22 protein-coding genes are annotated in these 24,840 nt (G+C 61.6%); 15 read left to right on the top strand and 7 right to left on the bottom strand.

The features are described from left to right. The first annotated feature begins 1 nt into the window (after position 1). The 5 genes from ABH944_RS15115 to ABH944_RS15095 all read left to right on the top strand — a co-directional run bounded on the left by ABH944_RS15115 (position 2) and on the right by ABH944_RS15095 (position 4,242). The gene (locus ABH944_RS15115; protein ID WP_404607649.1) at positions 2–1,027 is read left to right on the top strand and encodes a hypothetical protein; all 1,026 of its coding nucleotides are present in this window, start codon (positions 2–4) and stop codon (positions 1,025–1,027) included. An 87-nt stretch (positions 1,028–1,114) separates the two neighbouring features. Then, entirely contained in the window at positions 1,115–1,981 is an 867-nt protein-coding gene (gene kdsA, locus ABH944_RS15110) for a 3-deoxy-8-phosphooctulonate synthase (protein ID WP_404607650.1), read from the top strand. Beyond that, complete coding sequence (locus ABH944_RS15105; protein WP_404607651.1) at positions 1,978–2,526, top strand: KdsC family phosphatase; 549 nt, start codon at positions 1,978–1,980, stop codon at positions 2,524–2,526. The genes kdsA and ABH944_RS15105 overlap by 4 nt, the downstream gene beginning before the upstream one ends. Continuing rightward, a complete protein-coding gene (gene kdsB, locus ABH944_RS15100; RefSeq protein ID WP_404607653.1) occupies positions 2,510–3,310 on the top strand; it encodes a 3-deoxy-manno-octulosonate cytidylyltransferase in 801 nt (266 codons plus the stop codon). The genes ABH944_RS15105 and kdsB overlap by 17 nt, the downstream gene beginning before the upstream one ends. Next, the gene (locus tag ABH944_RS15095; RefSeq protein WP_404607655.1) at positions 3,307–4,242 is read left to right on the top strand and encodes a KpsF/GutQ family sugar-phosphate isomerase; all 936 of its coding nucleotides are present in this window, start codon (positions 3,307–3,309) and stop codon (positions 4,240–4,242) included. Before kdsB ends, ABH944_RS15095 begins: the two co-directional genes overlap by 4 nt. Before the next feature lie 65 nt (positions 4,243–4,307). Here ABH944_RS15095 and ABH944_RS15090 read toward each other — a convergent pair whose 3' ends face one another. Continuing rightward, a complete protein-coding gene (locus ABH944_RS15090; protein WP_404607657.1) occupies positions 4,308–5,333 on the bottom strand; it encodes a GlxA family transcriptional regulator in 1,026 nt (341 codons plus the stop codon). A 402-nt stretch (positions 5,334–5,735) separates the two neighbouring features. Here ABH944_RS15090 and ABH944_RS15085 point away from each other — a divergent pair, with 402 nt between their 5' ends. The 3 genes from ABH944_RS15085 (at position 5,736) to ABH944_RS15075 (ending at position 7,966) form a co-directional block, all read left to right on the top strand. Continuing rightward, the gene (locus ABH944_RS15085) at positions 5,736–6,722 is read left to right on the top strand and encodes a hypothetical protein (RefSeq protein WP_404607658.1); all 987 of its coding nucleotides are present in this window, start codon (positions 5,736–5,738) and stop codon (positions 6,720–6,722) included. Between the two features lie 247 nt (positions 6,723–6,969). Then, the gene (locus tag ABH944_RS15080) at positions 6,970–7,278 is read left to right on the top strand and encodes a hypothetical protein (RefSeq protein ID WP_404607660.1); all 309 of its coding nucleotides are present in this window, start codon (positions 6,970–6,972) and stop codon (positions 7,276–7,278) included. A 217-nt stretch (positions 7,279–7,495) separates the two neighbouring features. After that, positions 7,496–7,966 (top strand): MarR family winged helix-turn-helix transcriptional regulator, encoded by a 471-nt coding sequence (locus ABH944_RS15075; protein ID WP_133844660.1) that lies wholly within the window; start codon positions 7,496–7,498, stop codon positions 7,964–7,966. Between the two features lie 62 nt (positions 7,967–8,028). On the opposite strand, the gene ABH944_RS15070 is transcribed toward ABH944_RS15075, so the two are convergent. The 6 genes from ABH944_RS15070 to ABH944_RS15045 all read right to left on the bottom strand — a co-directional run bounded on the left by ABH944_RS15070 (position 8,029) and on the right by ABH944_RS15045 (position 15,500). Beyond that, complete coding sequence (locus ABH944_RS15070) at positions 8,029–10,299, bottom strand: xanthine dehydrogenase family protein molybdopterin-binding subunit (protein WP_404607662.1); 2,271 nt, start codon at positions 10,297–10,299, stop codon at positions 8,029–8,031. A 79-nt stretch (positions 10,300–10,378) separates the two neighbouring features. After that, positions 10,379–11,695 carry an MFS transporter gene (locus ABH944_RS15065; RefSeq protein ID WP_404607663.1) on the bottom strand — a complete coding sequence of 439 codons (1,317 nt, stop codon included), beginning with the start codon at positions 11,693–11,695 and terminating at the stop codon, positions 10,379–10,381. A 383-nt stretch (positions 11,696–12,078) separates the two neighbouring features. Continuing rightward, positions 12,079–12,723, bottom strand: coding sequence for an N-carbamoylsarcosine amidohydrolase (locus ABH944_RS15060; protein ID WP_404607664.1), 645 nt, complete (start codon positions 12,721–12,723; stop codon positions 12,079–12,081). A 25-nt stretch (positions 12,724–12,748) separates the two neighbouring features. Further along, positions 12,749–13,783: a 2,5-dihydroxypyridine 5,6-dioxygenase NicX family protein gene (locus ABH944_RS15055; RefSeq protein WP_404607665.1), complete on the bottom strand. Its 1,035-nt coding sequence runs from the start codon at positions 13,781–13,783 to the stop codon at positions 12,749–12,751. Between the two features lie 52 nt (positions 13,784–13,835). After that, positions 13,836–14,663, bottom strand: coding sequence for an alpha/beta fold hydrolase (locus ABH944_RS15050; protein ID WP_404607667.1), 828 nt, complete (start codon positions 14,661–14,663; stop codon positions 13,836–13,838). 84 nt (positions 14,664–14,747) lie between these two features. Then, positions 14,748–15,500, bottom strand: coding sequence for a maleate cis-trans isomerase family protein (locus ABH944_RS15045; protein ID WP_404607669.1), 753 nt, complete (start codon positions 15,498–15,500; stop codon positions 14,748–14,750). A 320-nt stretch (positions 15,501–15,820) separates the two neighbouring features. Here ABH944_RS15045 and ABH944_RS15040 point away from each other — a divergent pair, with 320 nt between their 5' ends. The 7 genes from ABH944_RS15040 (at position 15,821) to ABH944_RS15010 (ending at position 24,788) form a co-directional block, all read left to right on the top strand. Continuing rightward, a complete protein-coding gene (locus tag ABH944_RS15040) occupies positions 15,821–16,981 on the top strand; it encodes an FAD-dependent monooxygenase (protein ID WP_404607670.1) in 1,161 nt (386 codons plus the stop codon). A gap of 71 nt (positions 16,982–17,052) precedes the next feature. After that, positions 17,053–17,556 carry a (2Fe-2S)-binding protein gene (locus ABH944_RS15035; protein WP_404607672.1) on the top strand — a complete coding sequence of 168 codons (504 nt, stop codon included), beginning with the start codon at positions 17,053–17,055 and terminating at the stop codon, positions 17,554–17,556. Positions 17,557–17,580: 24 nt separating this feature from the next. Then, positions 17,581–20,376, top strand: coding sequence for a cytochrome c (locus tag ABH944_RS15030; RefSeq protein ID WP_404607674.1), 2,796 nt, complete (start codon positions 17,581–17,583; stop codon positions 20,374–20,376). A 98-nt stretch (positions 20,377–20,474) separates the two neighbouring features. Continuing rightward, positions 20,475–20,957: a MarR family winged helix-turn-helix transcriptional regulator gene (locus ABH944_RS15025; RefSeq protein WP_404607675.1), complete on the top strand. Its 483-nt coding sequence runs from the start codon at positions 20,475–20,477 to the stop codon at positions 20,955–20,957. 398 nt (positions 20,958–21,355) lie between these two features. Continuing rightward, positions 21,356–23,278 (top strand): ABC transporter permease, encoded by a 1,923-nt coding sequence (locus tag ABH944_RS15020; RefSeq protein ID WP_404607676.1) that lies wholly within the window; start codon positions 21,356–21,358, stop codon positions 23,276–23,278. Further along, positions 23,275–24,060 carry an ABC transporter ATP-binding protein gene (locus ABH944_RS15015; RefSeq protein WP_404607678.1) on the top strand — a complete coding sequence of 262 codons (786 nt, stop codon included), beginning with the start codon at positions 23,275–23,277 and terminating at the stop codon, positions 24,058–24,060. Before ABH944_RS15020 ends, ABH944_RS15015 begins: the two co-directional genes overlap by 4 nt. After that, positions 24,060–24,788: an ABC transporter ATP-binding protein gene (locus ABH944_RS15010; RefSeq protein WP_179841396.1), complete on the top strand. Its 729-nt coding sequence runs from the start codon at positions 24,060–24,062 to the stop codon at positions 24,786–24,788. Before ABH944_RS15015 ends, ABH944_RS15010 begins: the two co-directional genes overlap by 1 nt. Positions 24,789–24,840 lie beyond the last annotated feature (52 nt).

Raw genomic sequence — 24,840 nt, 5'->3', positions numbered from 1 at the left:
GATGTCCATGATCGGACGGCTGTGCGTCGGACTGGCTTTCCTCCCCGTGTTTGCGCTCGCCGCGGCGCAGCCCGTGCAAATTTCCGGCCAGACGTCCGTGGATACGGCGCCTCCGCAGGCACGCAGCGCGGGCTACACGATTCACACGTTTCGCAGCCGCTTCGAGCCGGCAACTGTCGACTGGAACGACGAGCGCAGCACGAAGTTCCAATGGTTCAGTGGACGTTTTTTCGGCTACCCGCCGCTGGAGCGCCCGGCGTTGTCAAAGCCGGACCTGGGTGAGCAGGGCATCACGCTGGGTGACAGCGGCCGCGCGAACTACGGCATTGCGACTGCCGCGCCTGCCCTGAGCGGCCCCGGATGGGTGGGTACAGCGTTCGGCGGCGGCGCGTACATAGAGGCGGAACTCAAGTTCGATCCCTCGGCCTCGCGCTCGGCCGCGCAACACGGATGGCCGGCTTTCTGGAGCATGGCGATCGAGCATCTCGCGGGCTTGGCCGGCGAACAATGGCCGGGACAGCAGCCCGGTTACCGGCGCTTCATTGAAGTGGACATCTTCGAATACGACCTGCAGCGGTTCGGACTTCCCGGCGACTTATACGGAAGCGCCCTGCATGACTGGTACGGCCTGTATCAGCGTACCTGTCCCTCAGGTTATTGCGCCCGTTCCACCGCGAACCCCGATGTGCGCATGCGCACGCCACCCGCCACGGACTTCAGCCTTTACCACCGCTATGGTTTTTTGTGGATTCCGGCGAGTGCGGGTCAGCAGGGCAAAGCGCAGTTTTTCTTCGATGGCAAGCCGGTCGGCAAGCCCATGACGTGGGCACGGTCCGGCGACGGATCGCCTGAGACCGAGATGAAGACGGCGCGCTTCAGCGTGCTCGACAAGGATCACCTCGTGTTGATTCTCGGCAGCGGCAGCGGGCAGCCCATGACGGTGAGGTCCGTCGATGTATGGCAGGCGACGCCGGCGGCGAACCTGGTGTGCGGCCCCTCGCATGAGGGCAGCTGTTTGAACAAATGAAGTGCACGCTGATCAACGTTATGCTTTTGAGTCGATCCTGCCCGTCACTGCGACGGGTCCCGATGCCAAGCCACCTGGACAACAGACATGACTGCCAGTAAAGAAACGTTGGTGATTTCAAACGACATCACCGTATCCAACCAAGCGCCGTTCGTGCTGTTCGGCGGCATTAACGTACTCGAAGACCTCGACTCGACGCTCGCCGCCTGCGCGCGTTATGTCGACGTCACGGAACGCCTCGGTATTCCATTCGTCTTCAAGGCGTCGTTCGACAAGGCCAACCGTTCGTCGATGCATTCATACCGCGGCGTCGGCCTTGACGAAGGCTTGCGGATCTTCGAGGCGGTCAAGCTGCGCTTCGGTGTCCCCGTACTGACGGACGTTCACGAGATCGAACAGGCGAAGCCGGTTGCCGAGGTGGTCGACGTGCTGCAGATTCCCGCCTTCCTCGCGCGCCAGACGGATCTGGTCGTGGCTATCGCCCGGACCGGACGGGCCATCAACATCAAGAAGCCGCAGTTCATGAGTCCGGCGCAGGTCAAGCACGTGGTGAACAAGTGCCACGAGGCAGGCAATTACGACGTCATGCTGTGCGAGCGCGGCAGTTCGTTCGGTTATGACAACCTCGTGGTCGACATGCTCGGTTTTCGCACCATGCGCGAAGCCTCGGGCGGAAGCCCCGTGATCTTCGATGTCACGCATAGCCTGCAACGCCGCGATGCCGGCAGCGAAGCGTCCGGTGGCCGTCGTGAACAAGTGTTCGAACTGGCGCGCGCGGGTCTTGCCGCCGGCGTGGCAGGGCTCTTTCTGGAATCGCACGAGAACCCGGATCAGGCGCGTTGCGACGGTCCGAGCGCATTGCCGCTCGCGTTGCTCGAGCCGTTCCTCGTCCAGATGAAAGCGGTCGACGACCTGGTCAAGTCGTTTGCGCCAATCGAGGAAGGTCTGCTGTGAGCAGCGGCTATCGCGGGGCCATCCGGCTCGTATTGTTCGATGTGGACGGCGTGCTGACCGACGGGTCGATCTATATGGACGGCGAGGGCGAATGCATCAAGCCGTTCAACGTGAAAGACGGCGTGGCGGTTGCGTTGCTGCGCGCGCACGGCATTGCGACGGGTGTCGTGTCCGCGCGTTCGAGCCCCGCGCTGACGCTGCGCGCACGACAACTGAAGTTCGACGTCGTGGTCACCGGATGCGACAACAAGCGCTCGGCTTACGAACGCATCCGGGCGCAGCGTGCACTGCAGGATGCGCAGATAGCGTTTGTCGGCGACGACGTGATCGATCTCGCGGCCATGGCCGTCGCGGGCTACGCCTGCGCGCCGGCCGACGCCCATCCGCTCGTGCTGCGTGCTGCAGCCTACGTCACGCCATGCGGCGGCGGCCACGGTGTCGCCCGCGATGTGGCCGACCATCTCCTCGCGCTGGGCGGCTTGTCGCTCGACGCCGCCTACGCGCCTCTTATCGACCAATGGAGCCGACATGACGTCAGGCAGTGACCAGCCGCGGGTTCATGTGGTCATTCCCGCCCGCTACGGCTCGACGCGGCTGCCCGCGAAGCCGCTGATCGAACTGGCAGGCGTGCCCATGATCGTGCGCGTGTACCGGCGTGTCAGGGCTGCGTTGGACGCACTGGACGCGCAGACCAACGTGATTGTTGCGATCGACGACAGCCGTATCGCCGACGTGCTTGACGCTTACAACGTCCCGGCGCTCCTGACCGGCCCGGAACATCGCTCGGGGACGGACCGAAGCGCCGAGGTGGCGGAACGCCTGGGCTGGCACGCGAACGATCTCGTCGTGAACGTACAGGGTGATGAACCGTTGCTGCCGCCGGCGCTGCTCACCGCGTTCATCGCGTTCTGCAACGCCGATCCGCAATTGCGCATGGCCACCGTCGCCGCTCGCGTCACCGACCCGGCGCATCTGCATGATCCGAACATCGTGAAGCTGGTTGTCAATGCAGCGGGTGATGCCGCGCTCTTTTCACGCTCACCCATTCCGTATTGCCGCGATGTTCCGGCGGATCAATGGCCATTGCCCGCTTTCCTGCGCCATATCGGGATCTATGCGTACCGGCGTTCGGTGATCGGCACGCTGGCGCGGGAGCCCGTATGCCAGCTCGAGCAATGGGAGAAGCTCGAGCAGTTGCGTGCGATCTGGCTCGGCATCCCGATCAAGGTCATGACCTGGCCCGAAGCACCGCCGCATGGCGTCGATACATGGGACGACGTGAAGCGCGTATCCGACTTTCTAATCGCCGGTAACGGAGCACACTCATGAACGATTCCACTTTTATCGCGTCCGCCGGGCGCGTGTTCGACATAGAAGCACGCGCGGTGGCTGCGCTCGCGGCTCGGCTGAACGAGGACTATTCGCGCGCGGTGCGGACCATCCTGGCGTCGACCGGCCGGGTGATCGTATGCGGCATGGGCAAGTCCGGCATTGTCGGGCGAAAGATTGCCGCCACGCTGGCAAGCACCGGTACTCCGGCTTTTTTCATGCATCCCGGAGAGGCTTATCACGGCGATCTGGGCATGGTGACGGACAACGACGTATTCGTCGCAATCTCGAATTCGGGCGAGACGCATGAAGTGATCCAGCTCCTGCCGTTTCTCAAGCAGAACGGTAACGTCGTGATCGCGATAACCGGCAAGCCCGGCTCCACGCTGGCGAACGCGGCTCATTGCCACTTGAATGTAGCGGTGGAAAGTGAAGCGTGTCCGTTGCAGCTGGCTCCGACCGCGTCCACGACAGCGACGCTTGCGATGGGCGATGCACTAGCCGTCACGCTCATGGAAGCCCGCGACTTTCGTCCGGAAAGTTTCGCCCGGTTTCACCCGGGCGGGTCGCTTGGCCGCCGCCTTTTGCGAATGGTCGAGGACGAGATGGTCAGCGACGCGCTGCCGTTTGTCGACGATACCGCCAAGGTGATGGAAGTCGTGTCGGTCATGACCAGAAGCAATCTGGGCATCGCGATCGTCAGGGCCGGCGAGGGTCATGGCCTGGTCACGGATGGCGACATCCGGCGCGTGATCGAGATCCACGGACAGGATGCCTTCGGCAAGTCGGCCAGCGAGTTCATGTCGCGCAACCCGGTCACCGCTCGGATCGGCACGAGGGTGGAAGATGCGCTTGCACTGCTGGAGCGGCACAAGATCACCTCATTACTCGTGGTCGATCACGCGGGTATTGTCGGCGTATTCAAGAAATAAGCTGAATGTCTCGACAAACGAGTGCCGAAGCCCGCTGTTGGGGCTTCGCACCGGATTCCGGACACTCAGGTGCTGCCAAAATCCGCACGCGCGCAGTTACGGTAGTCACTGGCGGAAATACCCAGGCGCCGTTTGAAGATTTTCGCCAGCCGGGTGCCGCTGCGCATGCCGCATCGACGCGCCACTTTATCGATCGGCAAAGTCGTGGTGATCAATAACCTGCACGCAATATCAAGGCGGGTACGTAATAGATATTCAGAAGGCGGCATGCCCGTTTCTGCCTTGAAATGCCGGAGAAATGTGCGTTCGCCCATAGACACGCTCTGTGCAATGTCATCCACCGTGATAGGGCGGGCGCAATGCTCTTCAATCCAGCGAGTCGCTTCCTTGATCGTAGAGGCAACGTTTGCGTTCGGAGGGTCGCCAAGCAACGGTTCCAGCCAACGGCCGGAAAAGGGCATCAGGCGCTCGGCAATGCCCTCCGCAGTTTCGTAGTCGAAATCGCTTTTGATAAGAGAGAGGGCAGTGATGACCGGTGAACCCGCATTGACGTCAATCACCACGTCGTTGCCCGGCCCCTGGATGAGCGATCTGCCGGACGGCCGTATGGGGATGATCATGCCCCGCGCATTGGGCAGGTCGGCACCCTTGAGCAGCAACGTGCCGTTGCCCGCCGCCTGCACTACCCGCACGGTCTGGAACACGCGCTTCAGCCACTCTGTGGTCCGGCTGTCATCGGCTGCTGCCGTCGCTCCCTCGCCACCGGCAATGAACAGTGCGTCGTATCCGGACGGAGACGACGCCTCGAGCGGAAGGGTGTCCATGCTGATGGCATTGGAGCACTGGACGCGGCCACCTCTACTGGATAATAAGGATATCGAATAATGGGGCGCCTGACCATACTGGGTCGTCGCGGCCAGATTGGCGAGGTCGAAGGTCTCGACAATCAGTCCGACCTCCACGAAAGAGCAGTTCTCGAAGACCAGAATGGCGATCCGTTTTTTGGTCGCGTGTCCGTGCCTGCGGTTCCCTTGCTCGATCGAGACCACCCGCCTCGAGTTAGCCCAGGATCTTGCAACCTCTAAGTTCATCTTTTTCTCGTTAGTGTGTGTCCTGAAAATCATTCTAGCCAACAATGAAAAGCTCCTTTACCGGGTGTCTCAAAAGGGATATGTATTGTCTGAATTCGTTAAGAAGGCATATCTATAATCAGAAAAAATTCTTAAATAATTGATACTTAATTGCTCGCCAATAAGTGCCAGGCAGTTGACAAAAAATGTTTCTTATCAAGCGCTAACCAATCTTTAGATTGGCCTAATATCCTCATACAAATTGAGTCGGCATTGCATTCGTCTATCGTTTTGTTAACGCCGGTGACACATCCCGCATCCGTAAAAATCATTTGCAATTCCATAAAAGGAATTCGTTCTCTTTCGGACGTCGCTATAAAGGTGATAGCCCCGCTCAGCAAGTCCACGCAGCTCTGGCGAGGCATGCGGGCCGACAGCTTTGCGGGTGTCGAATTCATCAATGCCGAATTGCGCGGGCGCTCGCCGGCCGCAGGCCTCATCAGCTCGGCGTATCTGCTTGCAATGGTGCAGAGGGCGCATGCGGATGGTCATGCGGGCGCTGCCGGCAATCCGTATGTCTTCGTGGGTGTGGAGGCTTATGCCGACGCATTCGCCGACTGTGCATTCGCGCTAAGACGATGGTTCGGACCCGCCTCTGTCTTTGCACTGGACATGCGTTGTGAAAACTCTTCGGCAGTTGCTGTTGATAGCGGATGGAATGCACGCCGTTCTCTCGCGTCGCGTGCCACCTTGCTGACCTTCGATCCGCGCCTGGATGCAGGAGCAGTTGGCGGTGCCGCGGTCAAGGTCTTGCCGGATCCCCGGCGCGGTGAGGTCCCGCTCGCGGCAAGACAACGTGCTCGCGCGAAGATGAGCTTGTTGGACACCGACTTCGCGCTTGCAGTGATCAGTGGTGAGGTTTCATCGGCCGGCATTGCGCGGCAGGCTGCACTCGTGCGCGCATTGATGCAGGCGCAAGACTCAAGGTTGCTTATCGCGGGGGCTGGTCACGAACCGGCGGCGGCATGGCTTGCCGATCTGTCGGCAGCGTTTCCGGGGCGGGTGCGGATCATGGGGGCATGCACGGACGGCACATGCGACATGGACGCCGCCGATATATTGCTCATGCCGGCGCACGAACAAGGAGCTTCGCGTTCACCACTGCCTTGTGCGGCAAACGCTCGCGACGTGGACGAGATGTCGACGGAGCTTGAGCATCGAATGATCGTGCTCGAGGACGACATGGGTACGCACGATGTGGATGACTTCATTCAGGCAGTGGGTCTTCTGCCTTCACGAGCGAGCCGCGAAGTAGAGATGCTCCGCGAGGCCTTCCTCAGAACCCTGGAAGACAAGATGAGCGTGCGCTTTGGAAGAAGCTTGTACTACGCAGTGAGTCTGCTGAACTGAGCGTGACGTGACTATCCGGCGTTAGCCAGGTAGTCCAACCCACCGGTTGTTTCTCCAGCCGGTTCTGTCGAGTGTGTCCCCTTTCTGGCCGATGCAGTTTCGCCAACGTCGAGTCTGGCTGACAAGGGACGTCATCCCTTGTGGCCATCCTCGTTCGGGTGATCGACGACTCGCCAGGTCGAACGGCGCGGATTGCTTGCGCTTATGTTCCGGCTCCGTCATCAGCTTGTATGCATAGAAGGAATCCATGAATTTGCAGTTCCGTTTGTTGGGAGTGGCGTGGTACACGCAGGAAGACTATGACCGATGCCGGGCCATGTTCATCGACGGGGAGGCGTTGCCGCCAACGTACACGGACTGGAAAAATCAGGTCGAACCCTTTCGCGAACGATGCATCCGCCAGGGTATTGGCGTGATCCAGGCTTATATCGACCCGAATGTGTTCCCGGACTGGTGCGTCGCCAACGGCTGCAACGCGGACGCGGACGGACGTGACACCTTCGCTTCGGATCTGGCCGGCCGCGCAATGATGGAACGAAGCCGCCAACGTTATTAGGCACATGAAGGAAGTCTTCGAAGCGGGGGAGGCCCGGACAAAGACAGGAGAAGGGGGCGAGCAGGCCACGAAGGCCACGAAGGCCGCTCAAGCGTTTCAGAAGGCCGCGGAGGGCATGTCGCGGACTATGATAAAAAGGGAAACACGGTAGGACTGAAGAGAGCGGTGCGTCGCCGTAATCGAAGCATAATAGAACGTGTACCCTACAATTCTTCCCATGTCCAAAAAACCATCTCCCCCTTCGGTTGTTGCCGGCAACGAGGAGTATCACTTCTCCGCGCAGATCGGCCACCTGCTGCGGCGCGCATACCAGCGCCACGTCGCCATCTTCCAGGCGGCCATACCGGATTCCGACCTGACCGCCGCGCAGTTCGTCACGCTATGCGCGGTCAAGGAGCAGCAATCCTGCTCGCTCAACGACATCGTCAAGGCAACGGCAATCGACCAGGCCACCATTCGCGGCGTGGTCGAGCGTTTGAAAGCGCGTTCGTTGATCGAGGTTTCGCCTGACCCGCTCGACGGCCGCAAGCTGCTGGTGCGCACGACGCCGGAAGGCCTGGCGCTGATCGACCAGACCGTGCCTTTTGCCCGGCAGGTGAGCGAGCAGACGTATGGGGGGCTGAATCCAGCCGAGCGCGTTGCCATTGTTTATCTGCTGCGCGCGATGACGCGGGCGGAAGATAACTGACCTGTACGTGCTTATAGGTGGATGTAGGTACGTACAGGCACGTACAGACCGCTGCTACACGCTCACCGGTGCTCGGCAGGCACCCGCGTTGCGGCGGCCTGCAGCGTGGCCCTGACGGCGTCCGGCGTGAATGGCGGCGCGCGGAAGCGCACGCCGGTTGCATCGAATAATGCATTCGATATAGCCGCCGCGCCGGGGAGCGAAGCGGACTCGCCGGAACCCAGCGGCGGCTCGCCTTGCCGGTCGACCAGCACGACGTCCACGGGGGGCAGTTCAGGGAACGTCAGGATCGGATAGCTGCCCCATTCCTTACTCGCCACCAGGCCTTCGGTAAAGCGCACACGCTCTTTCATCGTGCGGCTCAGGGTCTGGATCACGTTGCCGTGGATCTGATGGCGCACGCCGTCCGGATTGATCACGGTGCCGGTGTCCTGGCCGACCGTCACCCGGCTGATGCGGATTTCTCCGCTGACGGTATCGACTTCCAGATCGACGATCCACGCAGACCAGGCCGCACCAAAACCGGGAAAGCGGCTATGCACATACCGCGCATACGCAACGCCGCGGCCTCGAAGCACGCGTTCGCCGGTGTCGTGAGCCGGGGCGCGCCCGGCACGGGCTTGCCAGCCTGCGCGTTCAGCGACCGCCTCGAGCAACGCCACGGCCCGCTCGTCCTTGAGATGACGCAACCGGAATGCAAGCGGATCGGCGCCGGTCTCGAACGCGAGTTCATCGATGAATACATCATGGGCAAAGGAGTTCGGCAGCGCCGACACGCCTCTGAACCACGACGCCCTGACCAGTGGCGCCAGGTCGTGGCAGACGAAACGGCGGTGGGCGAAGGTGTAGGGCGTGACCGCGGTCCGGTCGCCCATTTCAAAGACGCGCGGCTCCGCCGGCGTCGTGCCGGTGAGCAGGAGGGCGAGCAGGGGCGCGTCGTTCGACGGATAGCGCGAGGCGAACGTATAACCCAGCGTTTCACCGCTGCGGGACACCGTGCCGGTTACGTCGACGACCTGCGCGGTGCCCTTGGGCTCCCACTGATGTTCGTCGGCGCGTGACAGCTGGACCCTGACGGGCCGGCCCATGGCACGCGAGAGCAGGAGCGCGTCGCCTGCTACGTCGTCGGCGCAATTGCGGCCGTAGCATCCGGAGGCTTCCATGCGGACGATATCGATATCCGCCTCGTCCCGCCCGACGAGACGCGACAAGTCATAGCGTAGGGTCTGCGGGTTCTGCGTGCCGGACCACACCTTGATGCGGCCGTCCTGATAGTCCGCGAGGGCGCAGGACGGCCCGATCGATCCATGCATCTGGTACGGCCAGACATAGCTGCGCGTCAGCGTGGTCGTGCCGGCTTGGCCCTGCACGCTCCCGACGTCGCCTTCCTCCAGCAGCAGGCGCCGTTGGGAAGGGGCCTGGGCGATAGCCTCGGCGGGGTTATCGAGGGACGGCAGCGGCGGCAGCGGGCGCCACCGGACCCGCAGCGCACGCGCTGCGCGGATTGCCTGTTCCTCCCGCTCGGCCACCACCCCGACGAAGTCGCCGATCACCACTACCCCGCGCACGCCCGGCAGCGTATCGACCGATGAACGGTCCACGTCGATCAGCGTCTTGCCGACGAATGCTCCGCAATCATGTCCCGCATACGGCGGCCGCACGACGCGCCCGTGCAGCATGCCGGGCACACGCATGTCATGAACGAAGGTGAGGGTGCCGGTGGCCTTGGCGGGCAGATCGACGCGCGGAGTTGCCCGCCCGACGATCCGGTAGCTCGACGGATCCTTCACCGCGACAGATGAGTCGATGGAAAGTGAGATCCGTTGCCCCTGCAGCAGGTCGCCGAAGCTGATACGGGTGTTGTCCGGGGCAATCACATAACCGTCGTCGGTCGCAAGCTTGACGGCGTGGATACCCCAGCGCTGCGCTGCCAGCCCGATCAATACGAGCCGCGCCTGCGCCGCGGCGAACCGCAGCGGCACGGCGGATATCTGGATGGTCGCGCTGGCGATGGTCGGCCCCTGGTTGGGCACTTCAGCGGAGTCGCCGAGGATTATCTTCACGCGCGGGGCCGGCACGTCGAGTTCTTCCGCGACGATCTGCGCGAGCGATGTGCGGATGCCGGTGCCGAGGTCGACGTGGCCGTTGAACGCGAGAATACGGCCATCGTCCAGCACCGCGACGAAAATTTCCGGCGAGTCCTGAACGTAGGAAGACCCGCTGCCTGGTTGACCGGGCGCGGGTTTGACCGGCGCGAGCGGCTGCCTGACGATGGTCAGGCAGCCGTTGCGCGCGAGCAGTTCACCTCGGGTGAGCGCTGCTGCAGTAGGCATGACAGTTCCTGAAAATGCCGCTTTATTCGACTAAGCCACTCCGACGTTTAGCTTCAACGCTCGACGTCAATGCTCGGCTTCAACGATTAACAATACGCTTAGGCATCGCCAATACCAAGAGGCAACCCGCCAGCATGCAGATACCGAAGGTGATCAATCCGGCGCTCATGCTGTGGGTCCAGTCCTTCATCCAGCCCAGCACGTAGGTGCTGGCGAACCCGCCCAGGTTTGCTATCGAGCAGGCAAACGCGATGCCCGCCGCTGCTGCCGTACCGCGCAGGAACGTGGAGGGCAGCGCCCAGACCACCGGCATGGCGGCTGCCACGCCTGCATTCGCGATCGACAGCAGGATCACGGTGATTGCCGTGTTGCCGCTGAAGAACGTGCTCGCGATCAGGCCGAAGGCGGTGCATGCGAAAGGTAAGACGATATGCCAGCGGCGTTCGCGGTGCTTGTCCGAACTTGCGCCCGTCACCAGCATCATGATCACGGCCAGCGCATTCGGTATGGCGGTCAGCATGCCGATCTCGAGCGCGCTCTTTACGCCGGAATCGCGAATGATGCTTGGCAGCCAGAAGCTGATGGCATAGGTGCCGAGCAGCACGCACAAGTCGATGAGACCCAGCGCCCAAACCTTCGGGTCCGTGAACGCGTCACGCAGCCGATGCCCCTTGCCGTCGTGCGACTCCTGCGCGAGATCGTGCTTCAGGCGCGCACGTTCATCGTTGTCCAGGAACCGGGCCGAGTCGACCGTATTGGGCAGGTAGAAAAACACCAGCACGCCCAGCACGACAGACGGCAACGCTTCGATCCCAAACAGCCATTGCCATCCTTGCCAGCCATGCATGCCGTCGAAGAAAGTCAGGATCCAGCCGGACAACGGCCCGCCGATCAGGCTCGACAACGGCAGTCCCATCATGAAGAGCGCGATGATCTTGCTGCGGCGCGCGTCGGGGAACCAGTTCGTCAGATACAACAGGACGCCCGGCAGGAAACCGGCTTCTGCTACGCCCAGCAGGAAGCGCAGCGTATAGAACTGGCCCGGCGTCTTGACGAACATCGTGAGGCCGGAAAGGATGCCCCACGTGACCATGATCCGCGCGATCCAGAGCTTCGCCCCCACCTTCTGCAGGATCAGGTTGCTTGGCACTTCGAACAGGATATAGCCGACAAAAAAGAGGCCTGCACCCAAGCCGTAGACGGTGTCGCTGAAATGAAGGGCGTCGAGCATCTGCAGCTTCGCCAGACCCACGTTGACGCGGTCCAGGTAGGCTGAAAAATAACAGAGGCAGAAGAACGGGATCAGCCGCCAGGTAAGTTTCTTGTATAGCTCGCGTTCTGCCTGTGCGTCGGTGTGCAGCGTGCCGCGCAAAGTGTCTATGGGTTGGGTCGACATGTCGTGTCTCCTGGAAATCCGGTGCTGTAAAGAAAGATCAGAATGGTGTGAGTGCTGCGGGCTTGAACATCCGGAGACGTCGATCAGCCCAGGCGCAAGAAATCAGGCGCAAGAAGTGAGTCATTGATTCAGGGTCGTAAAAACGTTGAAGACTGAGCTGAACGAGGCTTGACTTGAGCGCGTTCGGAGGCGCCCCGCGCATGGGTCGCAACGTCTGCAAAGTTACGAAATCAAAATCAGGAATGCAACACTTTTGTGATAAAAAACCTATATAAATCAAATACGTATAATTATTTTGTGGACGTGATGAAGCATCCCGCGGGCTGTACCCGGGGGACGCTGGAGTGCTAGATGGAGGTGATTAAAGACGGCTGACCGAGCGCTCAGGCCTGGCGTTTTTCTATTGCCGAAAGCGCTTCGTCGAGTGTCATGACAGCGGCATATTTCTGTTGCATGTCGAAGAGATTCGCATCGTGCGGACCGATCGCCCGGTCGCCGACGCAATCGGAAATAACCAGCGGACGGAAACCATGCGACATCGCATCCACCACGCTTGCGCGCACGCATCCGCTCGTCACAGCACCGGCCACGATCAGCGTCTGTACCGCGCGTTGCGAGAGCCAGGGCGCGAGCTGCGTGCCGAAGAACGCGGACGGTACGGTCTTGCGCACAACCAGTTCGCCCCGTGCCGGCGTCAACTCAGGCACGATCGCGCTGTTCGGATGGTCTTCGGTAAGCGTCGCCATGCCCGGCACTTTCAACGAAAACACGTTGTCGTCGCTGCCGTCTGCCGCGTACACAATCCGGCTGTGCGCCACCGGCCAGCCATGCCGGCGCGCGGCCGCAAGCAGATGCACCGTGCGTTCGATAGCCGGCGCAATGTTGCCGCCGCCAAAGGTCTTGGGGTCCGCAAAGCCGACCACGAAGTCGACAATCAGCAAGCCGATATTGCCTTGCACCGGCAACGGCGTGCCGAATCCCTGCTGTTTGTACACGCCTGATTCAGCGTGACTCTGGATGTCGCTCATTCAGATTGCTCCAAGGGGTCAATATCTATCGGTCCATCACCACGCCATCGCGGACCACGGCAACGCCATCGAGCATCACGTCGCAATGGCGCAGCGGGATGTCGATATGACACGTAGTCGTGCGCTTGCCGCCGGCTTCGTTGTTCGGCCCGAGGGAGAACAGGAAGTTGCCTTCGAACGCGCGGGCATCCATGCCGATGGTCGCCTCGCGGTCGTACAGGCCAAGCGTCGACCAGCGCGCGCGAGGCTGCAAACCCCAGCCGATATGCGAGATCGCATAACCTTCCGGATCGTTGAAAGAGGCCATGTAGTCGCTTAGCAAGGCCGCGTCCACACCGCCGTCAATGCGCGTGGCGTAACCGTTCTCTACCGTCAGCGTGATCGGATCGTTCACATACTTTTTCTGCGGCAGCAGGATGTCGCCGCGATCGATCACGATCTGGCCGTTTGCTTCGCCCTCGTTCGGGAACGTGAGTACGAAACCGCTTGGCCAGTGATCCCAGCGGCCGGGTTCATCGACGAAACCGTACTCGGAAATAGCCGGGAATTCGCCCAGCGGACACACGAGTTCCGTGCCCGCTTTTGACTTGACGCGCATTTCACGCGACGCCTTGATCCTCTCGGCTGCCGCCCGCACGCGCGTGCGATCGGCTTCGGTCGGCACGAGGCGCGCGAGCACTTCGGGCGGTTCGACCGCCAGCAGGATCTTCGTGCCGGTCGCGAGGATCTCGTGCTGCTCGGGCGAGAACAACAAGGTCATCAGGTCGAGCACGAGATCGCTCGCCTTCAACGCGGCAATAGCGGCCAGGTTGCCGGTGAGAGGCGTGGTGCCCAGATACGCGAGCGAGTCGCGGCTCAGGGCCTTTTCGCCGTTCACCGGCAGCAGGTCGAGGCGGTTGACGATCGCACCCATGGACTGCGTGGCGATCAGTGCGCTTGAAAGCGTTTGCGGATGCGTGGACGCGCTGGTGAGGATGGTGACGGTCTGGCCGGCCTGCAGCTTCGACAACGTCAGTACCTGCTTCCATGCGGCGATCATTTCGTAATCGCTGATTGGCATGTTGACTCCTGAAGAGTGAGCGTCAGTGTCGGGTCGTTGTTCGCGCCTGGCGTCAGACGAGCTTTGCGCCGAGGAAATCGCCGAAGGCTTCATAGAAGCCGGCTTCGTTGTCCCACGGAATCATGTGGCCGGCATCGGGCACACGGGTATGCAGCAGTCTGGGGCAAAGCGTCTGCATCTCCTGCACGTCCTCGCCAAGCACCACGTCGCCGCGTGCGGCGGTGATGAGCAGCGAAGGCACGCGGACGAGCGGCAGGTCGGCGTGGATGTCGTCAGTATGGAAACCCTCGAATGACGTCAGCATGCCGCGTTCATCGCAGGTATGCAGCCATTGTGCGCGCAGGCGCAACTGCTCTTCGGTCCAGGTCGGACAGAAGGTGCGCATACCGTCGGCGTCGATGCCTTTCAAAGCCAGGCGGATCGAATCGACGTACCACGGCAGCTTCGCCGGATAGGCGCGGCGGCCAGGGCCGGACACGGGCGGATCGACCAGCACCGTGCGCGTCAGGCCCTTCGGCGCGCTGCGTGCAGCGCGGATTGCAATGCGGGCGCCCATCGAATGCCCGACGAGCGCATAGTGTTCAAGGCCGAGTACTTCGGCGAGCGCGATGACGTCGGCGGCCTGGGCGTCGAGGCTGTAGTCGAGCGTCGACGATGCTTCGGACAAACCGCGGCCGCGCACATCGAGCACGTAGGTATCGAACTGGCGGCCAAGCGTCTCGCCGACAAAACCCCAGGTGACGGCGGGGCTCGTAATGCCCGGAATCAGGATCACGGCGGGGCGGCCGGCGCGTACGCCCTCAGTGCCGCCGTAGCGCAGGTAATGCTGGCGGATGCCGTTGGCGTTGACGTTCGCGCCGTAGAGAAAAGTTGAGTTCATCGTGGAGTCCATGGGTAGATCGAAAGCTATCAGTAATCGGTTAATAAGCGGTCAATAAGCGATTAACAAGCAACCAATGAGCAATCAATAAGCGCCGGACAGCAGCGCGCCTGCGCCCGGGACCACGCACTCCAGATCCAGCTCGCGCAGCATGGCGTAGGTCGTGGCAATGGCAGCGGTAATGACCGGCTTGCCCGTCATCGCTTCGACTTGCGGCACTGCGGCAAGCGATGGCATCTGCACGCAAGCCGACAACACGATTGCATCGACGTCCTCATAGGGCAGGGTTTTCACGATCTCCGGCAACAGGCGCGGGTCGTGGCGGCCGACATCCAGATTGTCGGGAATTTCGAGCGCCCGGTAGGCGACGACTTCAAAACCCTCATTGCGGATGTAGTCCACAACCAGTTCCGTCAGCGGTTTCATATAGGGAGCAACCACCACGATGCGCTTGGCCTTGATGACTTTCAATGCGTCCACAAGTGCGCCGGCGCTGGTGATGACCGGCGCTGCGCCGCCGTTCTCGACCGTACGTTCGTGCAGCCGTTTTTGCGACACGCGGTGGTAGCCGTGTCCCATCGCCATGATTGCCACCAGGCACGCATAACCGAGCACGTCCACGCGCGCGTCGCTGAGTTCCAGCGCGCAACGGTCCGATTCGGCGTCCATGGCCGCCAGTTCCTCCTTGACCACCTTCTTCATGCGCATGCGGCTGGAGTGGAACGTAAAACGCTCCGGGCGGATGGTCTGGCGGGCAAGCAGCATGGCCGGGATTTCGGTTTCCATCGTCGTGTTCGAGCTCGGCACGATCTGGCCGATGCGCAAGGTCTTCGTCATCTGGTCGACTCCGTATGTCGTTGGCCACCCGTGGCGGCTTTAGTTGGGTTGGGCAAATGAGGTAGCAATTTGATTCGATAAAGTCTAGTGTACACATTGGAATTTAACAAGATTCAGAAAACATTTTTTAATGGTGCATGCATGCTTTAGATTGGTGAAAACCCTTATAAAGTGCACATATAAAGGGATAAATCGCACCTGAGCCGACTCATTGCAAATTTTCTTTACTCAAAAAAATTCAATGTGTACACTCGATATAGATTCATTTAACAGGCTCGGCTGAACAACTTTCGGCGAGCGCCAGACATGGAGAGATCATCATGAGCAAACCCCGTATCGCGATTGTTGGCGCGGGCCTTGGCGGAACGGCAGCAGCGGCGCTGATGCAGCGCGCCGGTTATTCGGTTCGCCTGTACGAGCAGGCTCCGGCGTTTTCGCGTCTCGGCGCGGGCATTCACCTCGGTCCCAACGTGATGAAGATCATGCGCCGCATGGATTGCGAAGACGCGCTGAACGTCATGGGTTCGCACCCGGACTACTGGTACAGCCGCGACTGGAAAACGGGCGAAGCCATTGCGCAGATTCCGCTGGGCGAGTTTGCGCTGAAAGAATACGGCGCGTCGTATCTGACCGTGCATCGCGGTGACTTCCATGCGCTGATGACCGAGGCGGTCGCGCCCGGCACGATCGAGTTCAAAAAGTGCCTGAGCGGGATTGAAGAGGTGGACAACGAAGTGCGGCTGACCTTTGCCGACGGCAGTGTCGAGACCGCGGACATCGTGATTGGCGCGGACGGCGTGAACTCGAAGATCCGTGACCACCTGCTCGGCGCGGAACCGCCGCGTTATACGGGTTATGTCGCACATCGCGCCGTATTTCCCGCGTCGCTGCTCGGCACCGATCCTTTCGATCTGTGTGTAAAGTGGTGGTCGGAAGATCGTCACATGATGGTGTATTACGTGACGTCCAAGCGCGATGAAATCTACTACGTGACCGGCGTTCCGCAGGCTGAGTGGCCGGCTGGGCAGTCGGTGGCGCCCAGCAGCCGCGAGGAAATGCGCGAAGCATTCGCGGGCTATCATCCGTCGGTGCAAAAGCTGATCGACGCCACGCCGGAAGTCACGAAGTGGCCGTTGCTGGAACGCGGTCCGCTGCCGTTGTGGAGCCGTGGGCGTCTGGTCCTGCTCGGCGACGCGTGCCATCCGATGAAACCGCATATGGCGCAGGGCGCGGCCATGGCGATCGAAGATGCAGCCATGCTGACTCGTTGCCTGGACGAAGTGGGCGCAACCGATCACGCGGGCGCATTTGCGCTGTATGAAGCGAATCGGGCGGAGCGTGCGTCGAAGGTGCAACTGGTCTCGCACAACAACACATGGCTGCGCACCAACGAAGATCCGGCATGGGTGTTTGCTTACGACGTGTTCAACGAACCGTTGAAGTCGCCGTCGGCCAAGCAGGCTTCTGCCGCTGCCGCTTGATATTTCGACCCGGCCGCCGGGGCAGTGCCGGAAAGCACTGCCGTGAGCGGTCTTGATTCGATGACTTGAACATGAGCGTGTCCGCCTCCGCAACACCGGTTTCCGAGCCGTTGACGCTGACCGTCAACGGCAGCACCCGCACGGTCGAGGTGACCCGCGATACGCCCTTGCTGTATGTGCTGCGCAACGACTTCGAGCTGAACGGGCCGAAGTACGGCTGTGGCCTCGGCCAGTGCGGAGCCTGCACGGTGCTGCTGGACGGCGGTCCCGCACGTTCATGCGTCGTGCCGGTGGCGGCGGCTATTGGACGTGAGACGCTCACGCTCGAAGGGCTTGGGACGCTGGACGCGCTGCACCCGATCCAGCGGGCTTTTATCGACGAACAAGCGGCGCAATGCGGCTACTGTCTCAACGGCATGATCATGAGCGCGAAGGCGCTGCTCGATCGGAACCCAACACCTGATGACGACGATATCCGTGAAGCGCTGCGCTTCAACCTGTGCCGTTGCGGCACGCACATTGAAATCATGAAGGCGGTGCATCGCGCTGCCGGCTATCTGAAACGCGAACAATAACGCTGATTCAATGGGCCCCCTGTAATGGATGCTGTGCGCGAAGGAAGTCCTGACGGACCCGTGCTGATGCCCGGGCCGATGCTTCACGCGTGCGTGCTGGGAGACGTCGACGGGGCACTGCTCGAACTTGGGGCGCGGTTGGACGTGCAGGCAGGCGTGCGTTGGGTGGTGGCGGGAAGCGTTGCCGCGTTCGTGGCCGAGCGTTTCGAGCTGGCACGCGACGCTGCGTGCCGGCTGGTGTTATCGGCGGGTCCTCGGGACACCGGCGGTTCTGCGTCGTTACCCGTGCAACACTCCGGCCTGGAGCAGGAAGCGCATTACGTATGGCCGATTCCGATCGACAGGTTCATACCGTGCGAGGCGATTGCACGCGAAGAAGGAGGCAGCATCGCGATCTGGAGCGGTGCGCCCGCGACCGCGGATCTGCTGACGAATCTTGCCGGCGTCATGGGCCTGCCGCCCGACCGCTTCACGCTACATTCACTCGCTGACCATGCCGATCCGCAGGTCGCCACGCATGCCGCGCTCGCTGCGGTCGTCCTGATGGCGGAGACCGGCCGGGCGATCTGCGTTGGCGGTTACATGGCGGTATCGAAGGTCAGGGAGGCGGAAGTTTCCGTCGCGGCGTCGCTGGATGGCGAAGGCGCGCTGCTCGACTGGCGCTACATGGCGCGAACGCCGGGTTTAACCGGCGGCGAAGCAGTTGCACAAGATCCCGGTCCTTATTCGTCGTCCCGTTCAACGTCGCTTGTCGACGATCCCGCCGCGCTGATTCCCGGCTCGGCGCATATCTTCGCGCGTGAATCTTTCGTCGATGAAATCGCGTGCGACCATCAGCGTGATCCGGTTTCGTTTCGTCTCGATCATCTCGATCCGGTCGAGTACGGCGGTGCGAGGGAACTGATCGATACGGTGGCGCAGCGCGCCGCGTGGAACGCCGATAAGCAGGATCAGACGCAGGGTCATAAGCAGGACCGCAAGACGCGCCGCGCTGACAGCAATGTCGCGCACGGCCGCGGTTTCGCGTTCGACAAACACGACGCATCATCCGGCGATAACCCGACGCCCGGCTATTCGGCGTGGATCGTCGATCTCGATGTGAACCGCCTGACCGGCGACGTCGCGCTCAAGCGCGTGGTGGCGGGGCGAGCAAGCGGACGGCGCAGGATTGGCCGGATGAATGGCATTCCGGCCCGGCAGATCGCTGCCGCTGCTTCGCGCGCCCTGGGCTTGCAACTCACCGCGCGGCCCTCGCACGACGAGACACCGGGTGCGCAAGCCGTATCGCATGAACTGGCTCCCACGTCGGCGGCATCCGGCGAAGTCGCTACGCAGACCACGGCTGGCGATCGTCTGGAAATCGATGTATCACCCGCCGCAGCGGCTATTGCCAATGCGCTTTACGACGCAACCGGCGTACGATTCCGGGCACCGCCGTTCACGCCCGAGCGCGTGCTTGCGGCGCTTGGCGGGGCCGCTGCGCACGACGCATCGAAAGGCACGATCGGCAACAGATTGCGGCGCGCAAAACGCTCGCTATGGACCGCGGTCGCGGCCGGTGGTCTGGGCAGCCTGATCGGGCTGGCCTGCACGGCGTGGCCCCTGCGTGCGCCGATTGAACCGATCGCGCGGCCCGCTGCATCGACCTGGTCCGACGCCACCATTGCGCGTGGCCGCCAGATTGCCGAGTTCGGAGATTGCGCGGTCTGCCATACGGCGCCCGGCGGCGCGGTCAATGCAGGCGGTCTTGGCCTTGAAACGCCTTTCGGCATGGTCTACACGACCAACCTGACGCCCGATCCCAGGACGGGCATTGGCAACTGGTCGTTCGCGGCATTCGACCGGGCGATGCGCCAGGGTATTTCACGCGACGGTCGTCATCTCTATCCTGCGTTCCCCTACACCGCGTTCACGAAGATGAGCGAGGCCGACATGACCGCGCTGTACGCGTATCTGATGTCGCAGCCGGCGGTCGAAAATACGCCACCCGCTACGCGCCTGCCGTTCCCGCTGAATCAGCGCGCGCTGGTGGCCGGATGGAACGCGCTTTATCTGAAGCAGGATGAGTTCAAGCCCGACCCGACGCGCTCGGCAATATGGAATCGCGGCGCGTATCTCGTGGATGGCGCCGGACATTGCAGCGCATGCCATTCGCCGCGCAACGCATTCGGGGCGGAGAAGGGCGGGCGTTTGTACCTGACAGGCGGCAGCGCTGAAGGCTGGGTGGCGCCTTCGCTCGTCGCCAATTCGAAAGCGCCGGTGCGCTGGACCGAGCAGGCGCTGTACGACTATCTCAAGACCGGTTTCTCGCATGAGCATGGTGTTGCGGCGGGCCCGATGGCGCCGGTTGTCGCAAGCTTGTCAGCACTGCCTGAAGAGGACGTTCGCGCGATGGCGCATTACGTGGCGTCGCTGTCGCCGCAGCCGGTTGAAACTCCATTGCCCAAACCCGCGCACGACACCGCCACAAGCGCCGTGACCCTGCAGGGGCTCGACAGCGGCCGGCGGATTTTTGAGGGTGCATGCGCGGTCTGTCATGCCGCGACGGGCGGTGTCGGCAACTTCGGGGTGCGTCCGCTGCTCTCGCTGAACACCAGCGTGAGTGAAGGTACGCCGGACAACCTGCTGAACGTCATCCAGAATGGTATTGATGCTCCCGCTACCGATGCGCTGGGTTACATGCCGGGCTTCAAGGATTCGTTCGACGATCGTCAGATAGCCGATCTCGTGTCTTATATCCGCGCTACCTTTGCGCCGAATGAAGCGCCGTGGAAAGACCTGGCCCAGGCATCGGCGCGCATTCGAAAGAACGTGCATTAGCGGCAGGCTGAATGTTGCTTCGGCTCCTTTGACGAAGGGCGCTGCCCGCTGCGGGCGAGCGCCTGTCCCCATTTCACCCTACCGGCATTCGAACTATCATGGCGCCTTCGAAGCTTCCTTCAGGTTCATCGCAAGCTGCACAGGACGTTGTGTCCCGCTATGAGGTGTCGGAGCAGATCGGGCATCTTCTTCGCAAGGCGTATCAGCGCCACCTCGCCATTTTCAGCCAGACTATCGACGACCCTCAACTGACCGCCGTGCAGTTTGCGGTATTGAGCGCCAGCCGAAGACTCGGGCCGTCTTCAATGAGCGATCTGGGCAAGGCGACCGCAATCGACGCAGCCACGGTGCGCGGCATAATTGAACGTTTGAGGGCGCGTGAGCTGATCGAGTTGCAGACGAACCCGGACGACCGCAGGAAGGTCACGGTCCAGCTGACGCGAGCCGGTGAAAGCCTGGTCGAACAGATCACGCCTACGGCCTTGCGCATCAGCGAGTTGACCATGGGCGAGCTGAACGAAGCGGAGCGCGTGGCCGTGCTCTATTTGCTGCGCAAGTTAAGCGCGACAGATTCCGACTAAGCACGATCTGTATCCGGTGCGTTTTCCCGGCTCCGGCCATACTTGTTAATTAGCTGCTTCGTCTGGTGCATCGCCATTCGCCACCCCGTCGCATTGCACCAATAGCGGGACCCTCGCACCGGAAAAGCGATTATGGCGTGTACGCTGATTTTATAAGGTGCAGCACAACAAACAATGTTGTATGACTGTCAGCTTTCGGGCAGTCAAAAAACCCGGTAAAACAAGGATAAAAGACCCTGATACCTAGTACAAGTCACTAGTCATAAAGTGGGCATGGTCATTGCATGGAAGACTAGAATTAGAGTGTGTACATTTGTATCGGTAAGCAGGGATGGCGCTGTGAAAAGCAGCCTTGCCGACGCGAATACCTTGATGAAATCCGAGCGATAGAGGCGTCGATGCTTTCGAATCTGGCTGTACAACTCATCAACGGACTAGCGGACGCGTGCGCCATGTTTCTTGTCGCGTCCGGTTTGTCCTTGATCTTCGGCGTGACGCGAATCGTCAACTTTGCGCACGGCTCGTTCTACATGCTTGGCGTGTATGTGGCCTACAGCATCGCCAGCCGGTTCGGTTCGACCGTGGCCGGTTTCTGGCTTTCGATGCTTGCAGCAGCACTCGTCGTTGCCGTGCTCGGTGCGCTGGTTGAAGTGATCGTGCTCCGGCGCATCTATCAGGCGCCGGAGTTATTCCACTTGCTGGCAACGTTTGCGCTGGTGCTGATCTTTCGCGACGCCGCGCTGTACATCTGGGGCCCGGAAGATTTGTTCGGACCGCGAGCTCCGCTGCTTGGCGGCGCGGTCAATTTGCTCGGTCACGCGCTGCCCACCTATGACATTGCATTGATCGTGATCGGTCCCGTGGTGCTGGGCATCCTCTGGTTCGGTCTGACCAAAACGCGCTGGGGCACGCTCGTGCGCGCGGCGACCGGTGACCGGGAAATGCTGGGTGCGCTCGGCATCAACCAGGCGTGGTTGTTCACGGGCGTATTTTTTATCGGCGCATTCCTCGCAGGTCTTGGCGGTGCGCTTCAGGTGCCGCGCATGTCGGCGAACCTGTCGCTTGATATCGATACGATCGGCAATGCGTTCGTTGTGGTCGTGGTCGGCGGCATGGGCTCGATCCCGGGCGCGTTCGTGGCGGCGCTGCTGATCGCGGAGATCAAGGCGCTATGCATTGGCATAGGCGACGTCACCATTGGCGGCGTGGTGTTTTCTCTGAGCAAGTTCACGCTGGTGGCCGAGTTCGTGGTGATGGCCATCGTGCTCGTCGTGCGTCCGTGGGGGTTGCTTGGCCGCGCACAGGCCGCCGTTCGCACCATGGCCGCCGCTGAAGCGCCGCTGCGTCTCGCCGATACTCGGATGAAGATATTCGTGGGTGTCGTGCTCGCGGTGCTGGTGCTGGCACCCCTGCTTTCAGGCGTGTTTCCCTACATGCCGGTGTTGCTGGTCGAGATCCTGATCGCGGTTCTGTTTGCGACGAGCCTGCATTTCATCATGGGGCCGGGCGGCATGCATTCGTTCGGTCATGCCGCGTATTTCGGTCTGGGTGCGTATGGGGCGGCGTTATTCCTGAAGGTCCTGAACCTGCCAATGGAGGCCGCGCTTGTGCTCGGCCCGCTGCTTGCGGGCGTCGGGGCGATTGTGTTCGGGTGGTTCTGCGTGCGTTTGTCGGGCGTCTATCTCGCGATGCTGACGCTGGCCTTCGCGCAGATCGTGTGGTCGATCGTGTTCCAGTGGGACGCGGTGACCGGCGGCAGCAACGGCATTCTCAATCTATGGCCGTCGAGCTGGCTTAGCTCGACGGTGGCGTACTACTACGTGACCCTGGTGTTCGCGGTCCTGGGTGTCTGGCTCCTGAGGCGAATGTTGTTTTCACCGCTCGGTTACGCCATGCGTGCCTCGCGCGATTCCACCTTGCGCGCCGAAGCAATCGGTATCGACGTAAAGCGCGTGCAGTGGGTGGCGTTCATCATCGCGTCATTATTCTGCGGCCTCGCGGGATCGCTGTATGCGTTCTCGAAGGGGTCGATCTCGCCTGAGGTGATCAGTGTCGGGCGTTCGGTCGACGGCCTCGTCATGGTGCTGCTGGGTGGCTTGCAGACGCTCACCGGGCCGATTGTCGGTGCGGCGGTGTTCACCTGGCTCCAGGATACGGTAGCGCGCCAGACGGACTACTGGGAGGCTCTGTTGGGCGCGGCGATCCTGGTGCTGGTGATCGCGTTCCCGCAAGGGATCGTGGGCTTTGTACGGGACAAGCTGGGTTCGCACAAGAATTCCGATGGCAGCGTGGCCTCGCAACCTGCCAAGGAGGCCCTGTGACCCTTCTGCGCGTCTCTCATCTTGCGAAGTCGTTCGGCGGCGTCAAGGCGGTCGACGACGTTTCCTTCGACCTTCACGCGGGCCAGCTGCTCGCGCTGATCGGTCCGAACGGCGCCGGCAAGTCGACCTGCTTCAACATGCTCAACGGGCAGTTGAGACCGAGTTCAGGCGCCATCCTTTTCGACGACCACGAGATCGCCGGCAAACGTCCGCGCGATATCTGGCGTCTCGGCGTTGGCCGCACCTTCCAGATTGCTGCGACTTTCAATTCGATGACGGTGATTGAAAACGTGCAAATGGCACTTGTTTCGCGGGACCGCCAGCTATTCAACTTGTGGAAACCGGCATCGTCCATTCACGCCGATGAAGCGATTGCGTTGCTCGAACAGGTCGGCATGGCGGCGCATGCAAAGCGCGCTTGCGGCGTGCTGGCTTATGGCGATGTGAAGCGCGTCGAACTGGCCATTGCACTTGCCAACAAACCGAAACTGTTGCTGATGGACGAACCGACGGCGGGCATGGCGCCCAAGGAACGCAACGACCTGATGGCGCTGACCAAGCAACTGGTGATCGATCACAAGCTCGGTGTGCTGTTCACGGAGCACAGCATGGACGTGGTGTTTGCCTACGCCGACAAGCTGATCGTGCTCGCACGCGGCAAGCTGATTGGCGAGGGAGATGCGGAAACCGTCCGCAACGATCCCCGTGTGCGCGAGGTGTATTTCGGCACGGGGAAATCTTTCACGCCGCGTGCATCGCTCGCGGCCGACGGAGTCGCCTGATGAACACGGCCACTCAAGACAAGACCATGTTGAAAGTCTCCGGCCTGAACGCGTTCTATGGCCGCGCGCAAATCCTGTACGACGTTGAACTCGAAGTGGGCCGCGGCGAAGTGGTCGCGCTGATGGGCCGCAATGGCGCGGGCAAATCGACCACGATGAAAGCGCTGATGGGCATGCTGCCCTCGCGGCAGGGAGCGATCAATTTCTGCGGGCATGACATTGCCAGGTTGCCGCCGTATCGTATCGCCCGGCTCGGCATGGGCTTCGTACCGGAAGACCGGCGCGTGTTCGGCGACCTGACGGTCATGGAGAATCTCGATACCGGCCGTCAGCCGCCGCGCGACGACGCGCCCCGCTGGACGCCGGAAAAGCTGTTTCGCCTGTTCCCGAATCTTGGCGAGATGCCGAATCGTCCCGGCAGCCAGATGAGCGGCGGCGAGCAGCAGATGCTGACTGTTTCGCGTACGCTCATGGGCAATCCCACGCTGGTTTTGCTGGATGAACCGTCGGAGGGCGTGGCGCCGATCATCGTTGAACAGATGGCGAACATGATTCTCGAGTTGAAGCGCGAAGGGCTGTCCATCCTGCTGTCCGAGCAGAACATGCATTTCGCCGAACTCGTCAGCGACCGCGCCTACGTGCTCGAAAAAGGGCAGATCCGGTTTAGCGGCACGATAGATGAGCTCGCCCGCGACGAAGCCGTGCGGCGGGCGTACCTAAGTGTTTAAGCTGTCCAAGCTGTTTAATCGCGTTCAGCCAGGCAAAGATCGACCAAGGGTA

This window comes from Caballeronia udeis (assembly GCF_044909315.1).
In the GTDB taxonomy this organism is placed as follows: domain Bacteria; phylum Pseudomonadota; class Gammaproteobacteria; order Burkholderiales; family Burkholderiaceae; genus Caballeronia; species Caballeronia udeis_A.
This window is presented reverse-complemented; position numbering and strand designations above follow the sequence as displayed.